Here is a 13,981-nt window from a genome sequence, read left to right as displayed (position 1 = left end):
CCAAAACCAGCATAGAGCAAACTTACTTTCTTAATAGTACTGAGATTTAACAAAGTTTCCAAAAAAAAATGATGAGCTTAATTCTCATCAGTTTTTGCTGCAGTTTCTTCAGAAAGCTCCAATATATCTTCTGCAAATTTCAATGTAAACGGGCTCACTTTTTTGGTTGCATGATTAGAGATTTGGTGTATAAACACCTTCGCAACGTTTAACTTTCGTTCATTTTCAGAAGCTATCTCATATTGTATTACGGCAGCCTTCATTAACCCAAACTTCTGAAATATCTTCTCCTTTTGTATTAAACTTGATTAATTTAGGCTGCCCCTTGCGATCAGCCCAAACAAAAAATGAGGGTTCCAGCTGTTTTTTCAGAATTTTTCTCAAGTCATCGTCTTCTTTGTAAAAATTCATAGACAGACCTCCAAGAGTTTCTACTATTTTACAGAGTTTACTAGTCGATAAAAGGCATCAGCCTTCCTTTTTTCCGTTTTTCCGATTCTTCATTAAAGTTGAAAATCCAGCTTTTCATCTCTGTCTTCAGCAATTGTAATTCCTCAATTCGTGCTTCCACCTCATCCATTTTCCTCTGAGCTCGCTGAATGACGGATTCAAGCTGTTTGATACCCGAAGGATCCTGATCAAAAAGCTGTATCATTTCTTTAATTTCATCAAGTTGAAATCCATATTTTTTACCACGAGAAATTAGACGCAGTCTAGTCATTTCCTTTTGAGTGAACACACGCTGTCCATTCTTCCTCATCGGTGAAATTAGACCAAGCTCTTCATAATACCGAATCGTTCTTGCAGTGACGTCATAATGATACGCTACTTCTGAAATAGTTTTATTTTCGATAGGAAAATCCTCCTTCTCCGCACATAAATCATAGCATTTACGTTGACGTAAAGGTCAACACGTTTCACTTCACGCTAAAAAACGCTGATGCCAGGCATCAGCGCAATTATCCAGCTGTATTCGTTTGAACTAAGAACAGAAAAGCTACCAGGGAGTGGGGAATATCTTCACGTTTTTTCCATTCGACTAAATATCCAGGCATGCGGTCAAATTGTTCAGCAGCTTCATAAGGAACAGCATCCCTTTTAATTACAGCCCATAAAAGTCCTTCTTCATCTTTCACTTCCAAATGTCCGATAACCCTGTCTCCTTCTGCCTTCCATTGAGTTTTTTCTCCTTCAATATAACAGAATACACTCTTGCCAGTCCCTTTTAATTTTTCATGCGAAGTATATGCTACATAGGCGCCATCTGGATACTGTACGTAACCGCGCCAAGTAAACCCGCCTTTTTTATCGATTTTATAAGAAGGATCTCCAGCCTTATCATACATTTGATAAGTAGCCGGAATAAGACTTCCTCCATTAAACAGGCTGATGAAAGGTCTGAAAATCTTTATATCGTACTTTTCTTTTGGTTTAATTTCGCTGTATACCTCTCCGTTCATATCGTATAAGCTAGCATGAAAAACATCTGCAGCTTTATGACCGATATACATGCGCTGTGGTAAGGTGTGGTAGGAATCAGTAGAAAGATCTTGAATGAATCCTTTGGACTGAGATGCATCGCGATAATCCTTTATTCCGCGATTAAATACGGCTATGCCTGCCAGACCAAAAGCTATACTATATACGCTCGAAATAAGCATACTGCTGAATCCGGTAAAAAATATAGAAATCAAAAAGAACATCATAATCGCGATTAATATTCCGCCTGTAATAAGCTGTCTTACGCCATCGCGGCGGACTAGCTTCTGTGCATTGATCATAGACTACATTCCCATTCCTAGAAAATTCAGTTAATAAAAGTATACACAAAAAATTCCATCCGCTCAATGGGCAAGTAGTTAAGATAAGGTATTGAAACTAAGTAAACAGCAGGTGAATTTATTTTTGCAAAAGCGAAAGCATATAAATAGTTTCGTTTATCAATTATTGGTCAGTGCACTGAAAGAATTGTTGAATAGTCAACTTCAAGATTTTCCACTGTTCCGTCACCATAATGAGCGGAAGGTGGTTGTAGGAATAGGCTCGCGTTTCAGTCGTTGAAACCGCCAAAAAACATCTTAAAGCCTGGTCATAAAAATAAGGGATATTTAGTTAATAAACCTGTATATAAATAAAGCTCAGAGCCATATAGCAGCTCTGAGCTTTACTCAAGTGAATTCACGATTGAACCATTTACTTTATTAACTGATTTGCACAGGCTCCACAGCTTCTCTTAACAATTCGTCAAGTTCAGCCGTGTACTCCATCTTCTGTTGATCTGTCCATTTCAATTCTTGAGCCATATAATCAATCACTGGCTGCTTGTGTTCGTGCACCCAAGCGATATTGAAAAACAGGGCAGCCGTTCTTCTTACAAAAAAGTCGACAGGCTTATAGACTCCCTCATATTCTAAAGCCATAGTTAACTGGGCAAATACTACCCGATCAATCAATGCTGCAGAAGCTTCAGCCTTTTTATCTTGGAACAGTTGATAAAACTTATCGACATTTGCTCCATATAAGTCCACCATTTCTGCCGCTTTTTCATGGGTTAACCCAAGGGATTCGCCGATTTTGATTCGTTCTTCTCTGAACGTTTTGTATCCTTTGGATCCGTTGACTTCTCCCCCTGAAATAGCCATATGCTTCGTCTCTGAATCAGAATAACGAATACCATACTCCTCTGCCAGCTGATCTCTGACTATATCGACAGCGGTTTGAGACATTTTACGGTACCCCGTCAGTTTACCTCCAGCCATGGAAATCAATCCTGAATCTGAAACGAATATCTCATCTTTACGAGAAATTTCAGAAGGATCTTTTCCATCTTCGTGAATAAGCGGACGCACACCAGCCCAGCTGGACTCAACATCTTCTGCTGTAACTTTCACAGACGGGAACATCATGTGTATGGCATCCAAAATATAGTCACGGTCAACGTTTGTCATTTTAGGATGATCGATTTCTTCGTCAAAAGGCGTATCTGTAGTTCCGACATATGTTTTTCCGTCTCTAGGGATTGCGAAAATCATTCGACCATCCGGCGTATCGAAGTAAATCGCTTGCTGTAATGGGAAATCGGATTGGTCAAAGACAAGGTGGACACCTTTAGTCAGCTGCAGTGTTTTACCTTTTTTGGATCCATCAATTTCACGTAGCTCGTCGACCCACGGTCCACCCGCATTAACTACACGTTTAGCATTAACTTGATATGTTTCTCCGCTAATGGAATCCTCGACGATTGCTCCCTCAATTTTTCCTGAGTCACTATAGAGAAAATCTACTACTTTTGCATAGTTAAGTGATGTGGCTCCATGCTCTACAGCTTTTTTCATTACTTCTAGCGTCAGACGTGCATCGTCCGTTTTATATTCTACATAGAACCCTGCCCCTTTAAGGCCTTCTTTTCTTACTAAAGGTTCGCGTTCTAACGTTTCTTTGGAATCGAACATCGTTCTGCGCTCGCTCTTCTTTACGCCTGCCAGGTAGTCATAAACACGAAGACCGAGGCTCGTACTGAAAGGACCGAAGTTTCCGCCTTCGTGGAACGGAAGCATCATCCATTCAGGTGTAGTGACATGAGGACCATTCTCATAAACAATCTCACGTTCTTTCCCTACTTCAGCTACCATTTTAACTTCAAATTGTTTTAAATATCTTAAACCACCGTGAACAAGCTTAGTGGATCGGCTTGAAGTTCCGGCCGCGTAGTCCTGCATCTCCACTACTGCTGTCTTCATTCCACGGCTGGCTGCATCAAGAGCTATACCTGAACCCGTTATTCCACCGCCAATCACGAGGACGTCCCAATCTTCTTGATTAAGCTTGTTAAATTGTTCTTGTCGCTGATAATTAGAAAAATTCTTCATGATGATACCTCTCCTTTTGTATAGTCGGATTGATTTTGATCGTCTGATAACCTTTATTCCCTATTCGGGTCAGGATTATGTGTAGGAATGAGCATTGAAATAAAAAAAGAGACCACGAACAACTTTAGCAACGTTTGTTACAAAGTGTCGTGGTCTCTCCAAATCTCCGACCAGAATCTATTAACTTACTTTAATCCTATCAAACGCAGCGTAAAAAATCCACTCTTAAGATTCAGTTTTGAAAACTCTAGTAGCTTCTACAGCTTTCTGCCACCCTTTATATAATTCTTCGCTCTTTTCTTCTGCCATGTCAGGGTCGAATTCTTTACCTACTTTCCATTGCTTAGCGATTTCTTCTCGGTTTTCCCAGAATCCAATAGCAAGACCTGCAAGATAGGCAGCACCCAGAGCTGTCGTTTCATCGACTTTTGGCCGCTCGACAGTTGTGTTAAGAAGATCACTTTGGAATTGCATCAGTAAATCATTCTTCACAGCCCCACCATCGACACGCAGTTTTTTCAGGTCAATTCCAGAATCTTCATGCATGGCATCGACCACATCTTTAGCCTGATAAGCCAGCGATTCTAGTGTCGCGCGCACAAAGTGCGACTTCTTCGTGCCTCTCGTTAAACCGAACACAGCTCCACGTGCTTCACTATCCCAATAGGGAGTACCTAATCCGACAAATGCGGGTACGACATAAACCCCGTCTGTCGTATCCACCTCGCTCGCGATTTCCTGGCTTTGAGCAGAGGATTCCAGCATTTTCAATCCATCGCGCAGCCACTGTATAGCTGATCCCGATACGAAAATACTTCCTTCTAAGGCATACTCCACCTTACCGTCAACTCCCCATGCAAGAGTGGTAAGGAGTCCATGCTCAGATTGAACAGCTTCCTCACCCGTATTCATAAGCAGGAATCCGCCGGTACCATACGTATTCTTCGCCATCCCTTTTTCGAAACAAGCCTGACCAAATAAAGCGGCTTGCTGATCTCCAGCTATGCCGGCGATCGGAATTTTTCTACCGAAGAAGTGATAGTCTACTGTATGGGCGTATATTTCTGAAGAAGGTTTCACCTCAGGAAGCATCGATTTCGGCACTCCTAAAATATCGAGAAGCTCCTCATCCCATTTCAAATCGTAAATATTGTACATTAAAGTTCTTGAAGCATTGGAATAATCAGTCACGTGCGCTTCTTTTCCAGATAGTTTGTAAACAAGCCATGAATCGATCGTACCGAACATCAAGTCGCCTTTTTCAGCTTTTTCCCTTGCACCGTCGACATTATCCAATATCCATTTGACTTTAGTTCCTGAGAAATAAGGGTCCAAAAGCAGACCGGTCTTATCTCTGAATGTATCATTATGTCCTTGTTCGCGGAGTTCATTGCAGATTGGCTGCGTCTGACGGGACTGCCAAACTATAGCTTTATATATCGGCTTTCCAGTATGACGGTCCCATACAACAGTTGTTTCACGCTGGTTAGTGATGCCGATCCCCTCAATTTGGTCTGCTTCCACATCGGCTCTCACAAGTACATCAGCTATACAGCCCAGAACTGAAGTCCATATTTCATTCGCGTCATGCTCAACCCAGCCTGGTTTAGGAAAATATTGTTCAAATTCTTTTTGCGCTGTTTCTACAATAGTTCCTTCATGGTCGAATAAAATGGCTCTCGAACTAGTGGTACCTTGGTCAATTGATAAGATGTATTTTTCCATATTGAATTCCTCCTATGCTGTTCGTTGTTTCCCTTGCTGAGCTTTCTTCAGTTCTACCTTTAAAGATGTTCCCAAAATCAGGACTAAGACTACTGACATCAACCAAAACCATATATTAGGAGTGGCTTCAAAGATAGCTTGATAAAACAACCCTCCATAGACACCGCCTATAGCAGGACCTAATACAGGCACCCAGGAATAACCCCAATTCGAATGGCCTTTTCCTGGAATCGGCAGCAAGGCATGCGCGATTCTCGGCCCTAAATCACGAGCTGGATTAATTGCATAACCTGTAGTCGATCCTAGTGACATACCGATTGCTACTATGAGCAGACCGACGATGATAGGGTTCAGTCCATCAGTAAACTCTGTTGCACCTATGAACAGTATTCCCATAACTAATACAAATGTTCCGATAATTTCACTTACCAAGTTGGAGACAGGACTATCGATCGCTGGATCCGTAGCAAAAATAGAAAGCTTTGCCATATCGTCTTCCGTTCCTGCCCAGTGGGGGAGGTAATGGAAGAAGACTATCACCGCTCCAATAAACGCACCGATAAGCTGAGCTAAAATATACATCGGCACTTTTGCCCATGCAAAGTCTCCGACAGTAGCTAACCCGAGAGTCACTGCGGGATTAATGTGCGCCCCCGTAACATCTCCTACAGCGTATACCCCCATAGCTACACCAAGTCCCCAGGCTATTGTAATGAGCACCCAGTTCCCTTCTGCTTTCGTGGCGTTTAAATTGGCTCCGGCTATTACACCTCCACCTAAAATAATGAGGATCATAGTCCCGATCAGTTCTCCCATGAACTCTGTCATCCAGGACAACTCCTTTCAATAGTTAAACCCCTCAAATAAAAAAACACACAATAAGAAATAGCGGATAGCTACTTATATTTGTGTGGATCAGCCAGCTTATATCACGATTTCACTATGTACATAATCCTTCAGCTAAAAGTTCCAAAGCTCTGACCGTGAAGTAGATACTGCCGAAGCACCTGACTCGATTGCGGAATTGACCTCATCTTCCGTACGAATCAATCCCCCGGCAATCACCGATGCTCCAATCTGATCCTTTACCTCTTTAATCATTCCCGGAACGATACCTGGTAAAACCTCGACATAATCAGGCTTCACTTTTTTTATAATGGCAACGTTATGTTCTACTGCTTGACTGTCTATTAAAAATAATCGCTGTATAGAAATCATTTTATATTTTTTTGCTTGTTGAATGACATGTGATCTCGTGGATATCACACCGTCCGGCTTAACGACTCGCCCTAAAAATTCCATACCATAGTCATCAGCCTTCAGGCCCTGAATGAGATCGACATGGATCAGCACTTTTTTGCCGGCCTTTTGCGCTGCCCGCACCACTTTGTGCAGGTTCCCTAATCTGCTTTCTAAAATAATAATGTATTCTGTTGTTGTTTCAAGAAGCTTCTCAAAATCCTTCATGTTTTTTACAGCTGGTAAGACTTTTTGTTGAATGCTCATTATTCAGTCACCTCATTCCTCTTTCGGTCTTCCATTTGTGCCTTGGTGTAGATGAGTTTCATAGGATTCCCTCCTACAAAAGTTCCTTCCGGGACATCTTTATGAACAACGGTACCCGCAGATACAATGGCACCGTCCCCGATCTTTATTCCTGGAAGAATAGTCGTATTTGCTCCGATCATAACTGCATCTCCGATCTCTACGTCGCCCAGCCGGTACTCCTGTATCAAATATTCGTGAGCTAAAATCGTTGTATTATAACCGATGATCGTATTACGTCCCACTTTAATTCTTTCTGGAAACATGATGTCAGGCATCACCATCAAGGCAAAAGCAGTCTTCTCCCCGACTTCCATCTTTAAAAAACGACGGTACAGTCCATTCTTAAAACTCAAAGATGGAGTGTACCTCGCGATTTGAATGACTATGAAATTCTTGACCACTTTTAAGAAAGGAACCGTTTGATAAATATGCCAAAGTGAATTGGCTCCTTGAACAGGATATCGTTTCGTGCGCCGCATGATTTATCCTCCCAAAATTTCGATCAGATCATCCATCTTTTGAAGCATGAAATCTGGATTCAGGTCGTCCAGCACTTGTCGCCCTTTTACTGTCCATACAACACCCGCAGTTTTCGTGCCAGCATTTTTCCCAGCTTCAATGTCATGGGTATTATCACCGACCATAAGAGATTGTGCCGCAGTTCCATTCAATGCTTCAAGCGCTTTGATGACAGGCTCAGGGTGTGGTTTAGCATGGTGTACGTCATCTAGTGTCACGACCGTTTCAAATACACCGTCCAACCCTGTCAGCGCAAGTCCCATTTCTACAGTATGGCGCATTTTTGTCGTGACGATACCTAAGCGATAACCCTGATCCTTTAACGTTTTGACTGTTTCAACTACACCTTCATAAGCCGTGACATATTCATCATGGTTTTTAGTGTTATGCTCGCGGTACGTTGCAACCATTTCATCTACTCGATCCGGATTTACTTTACTCAGGCTTTCCCTAAGCGGAGGTCCGATAAATTCCAATATCTCTTCACGCGAATAAGGACGTTCAGCATATTGGCCGAGCGTATGTGTGAAGGAAGCGATGATCAATTCATTGGTGTCGATTAATGTGCCGTCTAAATCAAAAAGAATTGTATTAATACTCATGTGTCAAACTTCTCCTCTTCTCACGCTGTAATTTATTCCAGACAAATCCTACGGCTGCAGTTAATAATATGGCGGTCGTCAGACGAATGATAAGAAGCGGCCAGATTGGTATGCCTAAAGGGATGAAGATGAGCGTATCTTCAACTACGGCGTGACAGGATACGAGAAAGATCATTGCTAAAAACATATCTTTTTTAGAAACACCGTCTTCCTCGACTGCTTGTATCATCAATCCAGCACCATAAGCCAGTCCAATCGTCAGGCCGGCTGCTAGTGTCATAGACGTATTACGTTCCATTCCGAGGAATTTAGTAGCTGGAGCAAGCCAATCGGAAAAACGTTCAAGCCAGCCTTTTTCTCTTAAATACTGCATGACAATCATCAATGGAATGACGATCAACGCTAATTGAACGATCCCCATGGCGGCCGTTTGCAAACCTTGTAAAATGATCTCTGCCCACCCTTCTGGTGCAGATCGTTGCTCTGGAGCAAATCCGTATTGGGCTTGTTCCTGCCCGCCGCTCCACATTAAATTGATGACGACCGCTGAGAAGAGGGCTAATCCGACCCTGACTCCGATGACGAGCCACCAGCTTACGCCTACTTTCTTCGCCACAGTGGATTCAATAATCAAGTTATGGCAGAACGATAACATAACCGCAAGAATAAATACCTCTTTCACAGTAAACTCAAATGAAATGATCGCAGCAATACCTGCATACAAATTCAGAAAATTACCGAGCACCAGAGGTACTGCGGCTTCACCTGAAAGACCAAGCAGGCTCATCAAAGGAGCAAGCTGATCCATTACCCAAGGAAGTACAGGGGTGTACTGAAGAATGGTGACGATCAACGTGACAGGAAATATAACTTTTCCTAATGTCCAAGTCAGCTTCATCCCTTTTTTTAGTCCTTCTAGTAAAATAGCGGACATTATTCACCCCTCCTTCTTATTTTTTCACTTTTTTACCGTTATAATACTTATCCGCCAGCCCCATTTTTCTACGATAAACTGCGATGATAAGCGAAACGATAATAAGCACGATCGAAATGAACTGTGCCGTTCGTATTTCACTGAACAGATAGAGGCTGTCAGTACGCAGTCCTTCCACATAAAAACGTCCAATGGAATACCAAATAATGTAACTTAAGAATACTTCTCCACGTCGAGGGTTGAATTTATGCCGCAAAACGAGAAGCAGAATGAATCCTGCTATGTTCCATAAAGATTCATATAGAAACGTTGGATGATACATCGTACCATCAATACACATCTGCTGATTAATAAAATTCGGCAAATATTGCATGTAGTTATTATAAAAAGATTCCGAAACAGGGCCGCCATGGGCTTCCTGGTTCATGAAATTTCCCCAACGTCCGATGGCCTGTCCTAGAATTAGACTGGGAGCTGCGATATCAGCCATCATCCAGAAGGATAAACCTTTGACTTTTGTATAGACATAAGCCGTCAGAAATGAACCGATCAGTGCACCATGGATAGCGATGCCGCCTTCCCATATCGCAAACACCTTCCACCATGGCTCACCAATATATCGATCAAACTCAAAAATGACATAATAAAGTCTCGCGCATAATATCGCAACTGGAATTGCATATACGACGATGTCCACCATATAATCTTTCTTCAAACCTAGTCGTTCCGTTTCTCTTGTCGCTATTAGCAAGCCTAAAAATGCGCCAGTTGCTATGATAACTCCATACCAATAGATAGATAGGGGACCTAATTGTAATAATACTCGATCAAGTGATTCTGCTGAACATGACACGATCTACTCTCTCCTTACTCTTCCGGTGATTGATCTTGGTCTTCATCGATGACCTTTGTCAACCGCTCAGAAAATTCTTCAGCTGCGTTGACACCCATACGCTTTAACCGGAAGTTCATGGCAGCTACTTCAATGATAACGGCCAAGTTACGTCCCGGTCGTACAGGGATTGTAGCTTTAGGTATTTCGGCATCCATAATCTTCATCGTCTCTTCTTCAAGACCCAGTCGATCATACTGTTTATTCTTATCCCAGATTTCCAGATTGATGACGAGAGTTATGCGCTTGAAACTGCGCACAGCTCCCGCACCAAATAAAGTCATGACATTGATGATGCCCAGACCACGGATCTCTAGTAAATGTTCGATTAAAGGCGGACTATTTCCGATTAGCGTATCGTAGTCCTCCTGTCGGATTTCCACACTATCATCAGCTACGAGACGATGTCCTCTTTTGACAAGCTCAAGGGCTGTCTCACTTTTACCTACACCACTCTGCCCCGTAATCAGAACTCCAATACCATAGATATCAACAAGCACACCATGAATAGCGGTGAACGGGGCGAACTTAGTCTCCAGAAAATTAGTCAGACGGCTGATTACACGAGTCGTCTTATGCGGTGAACGCATTAAAGGGACTCCTGCATCTTTTGCAGCTACAGCCAGTTCTTCAGGAATATCCATGCCTCTAGTGATGACGATTCCCGGTGTGATATCCGTGCATAACTGTTCAGCTCTATGCTTTCTCTGTTCATGGGTCAATTCATTGAAATAAGAAAGTTCCGTTTTACCTAGGAGCTGCAAACGATCTTTAGGATAAAATTTAAAATATCCTGTCATCTCAACACCAGGGCGTGAAATATCACTCATATGTATCTCACGGTGAACGCCGTCCTCACCTGCAACTAATTCAAGCTCAAAACGATCTAACAAATGCTCCGTTCTAACTTTACTCATGGTAGACCTCCTATATTTCGTAACTTCACTGTCCCTTATTGTAGCATGTTTTGAAAAATCTTGGACACAAAAAATCCTATAGGCATAAGAATGCCTATAGGGCTGATATAAATATCTGTTAATCTTTAATAAAACTATTCAGCACTAAGTTGAGTAATGAAATGACAAGAGCAGCAATAATCGTCATTCCAAATCCAGCAATTTCAAATGTACTGCCTAATAAGGCGTCAGTCATAGCCAGCGTAATGGCATTGACGACCAATAAAAACAACCCTAAAGTCAGGACCGTAATCGGCAAAGTCAAAATTACAAGAATCGGTCGTACAATCGCGTTCAATATAGATAGTATCAATGCTGCGATCAGCGCACCAATGAATCCTTCAATCTCCACAGAACTGAATACAAAGCTGACGATAATGATGGCAATCGCGTTAACTAATATGTGTAATAACCAGTTTTTCACAAATATCCCTCTCTTCTACCATACAAAATTATGACGAAGTGTCCTTTACATAAACGGACCCGGTTTTAGTGTCCGCTTCTACATGATAAACGTCTTCGAATTGTTCTCTGGCTTCAAACACCAGCTCTTTGGTCATGATTTCTTTCTTATTTCTTAAAATCTTATAGTTTTCTACCTCACAGTGAAGGCTCCCCATGCTAGTTTTAATCTTACCGTCAATTCTTCTGCTCTCAGGTACGTAGACAATGACTTGCCCTGTCGTAGTTTTGAAAAAACCTGTGTGAGCTTCACTTCCATAGTTCTTCACTGTAATACTGCCAGTTACAGCGGACACATCACACTTCCCGAAGTGGCCGTCTACTTTAACGGATCCGTTGATCGTATCCGTTTCAAACGTAGAGAAGCGGCTGTCAGAGACTGTTATCGAACCGTTTCCAGTTTCTAACTTACATGTTTCGCCTTTGGACCCATTCACCTTCAAAGCTCCGTTACTCGTTTTCATATGAAAGTGGTCGGACTGAACTTCAGCCGTGGTGATGCTTCCGTTTGAAAGCTTAGCTTTAATAAAGTCATACCGCTTTTTTGGTAAGTAAAGTTTAACATGTGTTTTTACCTTTTTAGAGGGGTTGGCAAACCGCAATATCCCGTTCGTAACATCAAATTGCCCATCAGCCAAAAACTGCTCTTTCGCCTCTTTTTCATCTGCAGCTTGATAAACCTTCACCTGGCATTCCGCTTGAGCGTAAGTCTCCTGCCAGGGTTCCAAGTATAAGGACCCGTTAGCGATAGTGATGTCCAGGTCATGAAAAGATTCTTCATCGGTTTGGAGATGATATTGAAACTCTACAGCCTCACCGAATGCCAAATCAAAATCAGCGTTTTTGATTTTCTCTACGGCTTCTCCGACAAAATCTTTTAGTCCGTATTTTTTTCCCGCTGCTTTTGTCTCTTCTTCCTTAGAATATTCAACAGCTTTGAGAAGTTTCTCTCCTTCATCTGCTGAAATGGTACCATTTTCAATCATCTTTAAGATTTTCATTCTCTCTTCATTCATCTGCCACTCGCTCCTTTATTATTTTATTCCCTGCCAGCTCCAATAAAAAACTAGGCTTTGAAAATTCTTAAAGGTGGTTTTTCCAAATAAGATTATATTTGGATATGGTGGATTTAGAAAACGAATCGATTTACATGGGCATGTAGTGAGCTTCCTCAGGCTTCGCCTTCCTGGATCTCACCGATCATGAACACCCCACAGGAGACTCATTGCGCTCCCTAGGAGGACGAGCCATTCCCCGCCACCCTGATTCCACTAACTGAATGTCTCGAAGTTCCCAAAAACTCTGCCCTGATAACTCTCTAATGAAAAAATCAACTACGACGTGTAGCATAGCCAAAGACTAAAAATGAGTGTTAAGAGAAAAAAGACACCCTGAAGAAATGTTGAACATTCTACAAGGGTGTCTAACTCATCAGGTATCACGAAGAAAGTGTTAAGCGGTAAAACTGCTCTCTTTTCAATCGTTGAATCTGTTTAGATGTTTGCTCGTGATTCTCTATTAAATTCATCATCCCATCAACTTGTGACAGATGAGCCCGGATTGCCGCTTCTTTTCTTTCCCAATAAGGCTCAATGTCAAAAACGAAGTCCGGCTCACCTAATTCATCTTCATGGTTGTTCGTAATGGCGTGCATCCATACCTCAGGCCGCTTTCCTGGCTCGATAAGCTCTACAGCTTTGACGACAGCCGCACCTAATGCATCATGATCAGGGTGTACGGCGTATCCTGGATAATGTGTAATGATTGTAGTAGCTCCGTACGCAAGAATACGTTCCTTCAAATGCTGAGCCAATTCATCAAGTGGCTCAAATTCTAAAGTTTTATCACGGTAGCCTAACAATTCTACGTCAATATCCAGCTCTTTTGCAGCTTCAGCCAATTCCTTTTTCCTGTAGGTGTACAGAGTTTCTCGATTAGCGAATACTGGATTTCCCATATTTCTTCCCATTTCCCCTAATGTCCCGCACAAATAGGTGACTGGCACCCCTTCTGCCCGAAACTTCGAAATGGTTCCAGAAGTGCCGAAGGACTCATCATCTGGATGGGGGAAAATGACTAGAATGTGCTTATTACTCATGCTCTTCTGCCTCATGAGTAAATGGCTCTTCACTTATTTCCAACGCTACCATCAATCGTCCTTCTCGATCATGGCCTGCTAAAAGGAGACGATCCTTTTCGTCAATTTCGAAGTCACTGACTCCTTCTGCATAAACCCAGCCTATATCGAGCTTTAGTCCTACTCGGTACGAACCGCCTGTACTCACAATTTTTCCATGTTGATAATTCACTTTAGCATTGCGGATGAATGCTCCTACATTGTAGGCTGTTTCATCAAAGTGGCTGGCATACGCTCCATTCGTGGTTTCTAAATGAATGTATACGTCTTTGTTGGCAAAATGATTGATTTTTTCTTGTACTGCTGATTGATCTATCGCTTCCATTTGCAAAATTCC

The 13,981-nt window shown here is 42.1% G+C and carries 17 protein-coding genes; all 17 read right to left on the bottom strand.

Annotated elements, in window-relative coordinates; all coding sequences use genetic code 11:
• Positions 1-77: 77 nt before the first annotated feature.
• The 17 genes from O2Q26_RS10500 to O2Q26_RS10420 all read right to left on the bottom strand — a co-directional run bounded on the left by O2Q26_RS10500 (position 78) and on the right by O2Q26_RS10420 (position 13,969).
• Positions 78-263: a hypothetical protein gene (locus O2Q26_RS10500; RefSeq protein WP_289215863.1), complete on the bottom strand. Its 186-nt coding sequence runs from the start codon at positions 261-263 to the stop codon at positions 78-80.
• Positions 238-411: a hypothetical protein gene (locus O2Q26_RS10495; protein ID WP_289215862.1), complete on the bottom strand. Its 174-nt coding sequence runs from the start codon at positions 409-411 to the stop codon at positions 238-240. Before O2Q26_RS10495 ends, O2Q26_RS10500 begins: the two co-directional genes overlap by 26 nt.
• 40 nt (positions 412-451) lie before the next feature.
• On the bottom strand, positions 452-838 hold the full coding sequence (locus O2Q26_RS10490) for a MerR family transcriptional regulator (protein WP_352232238.1): 387 nt from the start codon (positions 836-838) through the stop codon (positions 452-454).
• 121 nt (positions 839-959) lie between these two features.
• A complete protein-coding gene (locus O2Q26_RS10485) occupies positions 960-1,781 on the bottom strand; it encodes a hypothetical protein (protein ID WP_289215861.1) in 822 nt (273 codons plus the stop codon).
• Positions 1,782-2,201: 420 nt separating this feature from the next.
• A complete protein-coding gene (locus O2Q26_RS10480; protein ID WP_289215860.1) occupies positions 2,202-3,869 on the bottom strand; it encodes a glycerol-3-phosphate dehydrogenase/oxidase in 1,668 nt (555 codons plus the stop codon).
• A gap of 225 nt (positions 3,870-4,094) precedes the next feature.
• Positions 4,095-5,594 (bottom strand): glycerol kinase GlpK, encoded by a 1,500-nt coding sequence (glpK, locus tag O2Q26_RS10475; RefSeq protein ID WP_289215859.1) that lies wholly within the window; start codon positions 5,592-5,594, stop codon positions 4,095-4,097.
• Positions 5,595-5,606: 12 nt separating this feature from the next.
• Positions 5,607-6,422, bottom strand: a complete 816-nt coding sequence (locus O2Q26_RS10470) for an MIP/aquaporin family protein (protein ID WP_289215858.1) — start codon at positions 6,420-6,422, stop codon at positions 5,607-5,609.
• A 132-nt stretch (positions 6,423-6,554) separates the two neighbouring features.
• Complete coding sequence (locus O2Q26_RS10465; protein ID WP_289215857.1) at positions 6,555-7,100, bottom strand: glycerol-3-phosphate responsive antiterminator; 546 nt, start codon at positions 7,098-7,100, stop codon at positions 6,555-6,557.
• Entirely contained in the window at positions 7,100-7,621 is a 522-nt protein-coding gene (locus O2Q26_RS10460; protein WP_289215856.1) for an acyltransferase, read from the bottom strand. The genes O2Q26_RS10465 and O2Q26_RS10460 overlap by 1 nt, the downstream gene beginning before the upstream one ends.
• A 3-nt stretch (positions 7,622-7,624) precedes the next feature.
• Entirely contained in the window at positions 7,625-8,263 is a 639-nt protein-coding gene (gene ppaX / locus O2Q26_RS10455) for a pyrophosphatase PpaX (RefSeq protein ID WP_289215855.1), read from the bottom strand.
• The gene (locus O2Q26_RS10450) at positions 8,253-9,197 is read right to left on the bottom strand and encodes a nucleoside recognition domain-containing protein (protein WP_289215854.1); all 945 of its coding nucleotides are present in this window, start codon (positions 9,195-9,197) and stop codon (positions 8,253-8,255) included. Before O2Q26_RS10450 ends, ppaX begins: the two co-directional genes overlap by 11 nt.
• A 16-nt stretch (positions 9,198-9,213) precedes the next feature.
• The gene (gene lgt / locus O2Q26_RS10445) at positions 9,214-10,050 is read right to left on the bottom strand and encodes a prolipoprotein diacylglyceryl transferase (RefSeq protein WP_289215853.1); all 837 of its coding nucleotides are present in this window, start codon (positions 10,048-10,050) and stop codon (positions 9,214-9,216) included.
• A gap of 14 nt (positions 10,051-10,064) precedes the next feature.
• On the bottom strand, positions 10,065-11,006 hold the full coding sequence (hprK, locus tag O2Q26_RS10440) for an HPr(Ser) kinase/phosphatase (RefSeq protein WP_289215852.1): 942 nt from the start codon (positions 11,004-11,006) through the stop codon (positions 10,065-10,067).
• A 118-nt stretch (positions 11,007-11,124) separates the two neighbouring features.
• On the bottom strand, positions 11,125-11,469 hold the full coding sequence (locus tag O2Q26_RS10435; protein WP_289215851.1) for a phage holin family protein: 345 nt from the start codon (positions 11,467-11,469) through the stop codon (positions 11,125-11,127).
• 28 nt (positions 11,470-11,497) lie between these two features.
• A complete protein-coding gene (locus O2Q26_RS10430) occupies positions 11,498-12,523 on the bottom strand; it encodes a DUF4097 family beta strand repeat-containing protein (RefSeq protein WP_289215850.1) in 1,026 nt (341 codons plus the stop codon).
• Between the two features lie 422 nt (positions 12,524-12,945).
• Positions 12,946-13,605, bottom strand: coding sequence for a bacillithiol biosynthesis deacetylase BshB2 (gene bshB2, locus O2Q26_RS10425; RefSeq protein WP_289215849.1), 660 nt, complete (start codon positions 13,603-13,605; stop codon positions 12,946-12,948).
• Positions 13,598-13,969, bottom strand: a complete 372-nt coding sequence (locus tag O2Q26_RS10420; RefSeq protein WP_253935377.1) for a YojF family protein — start codon at positions 13,967-13,969, stop codon at positions 13,598-13,600. The genes bshB2 and O2Q26_RS10420 overlap by 8 nt, the downstream gene beginning before the upstream one ends.
• Positions 13,970-13,981 lie beyond the last annotated feature (12 nt).

The organism is Halobacillus campisalis (assembly GCF_030345335.1).
In the GTDB taxonomy this organism is placed as follows: domain Bacteria; phylum Bacillota; class Bacilli; order Bacillales; family Halobacillaceae; genus Halobacillus_A; species Halobacillus_A campisalis.
The sequence above is the reverse complement of the archived record's forward strand: the minus strand, read 5'-3'. Positions and strand labels throughout refer to the sequence as shown.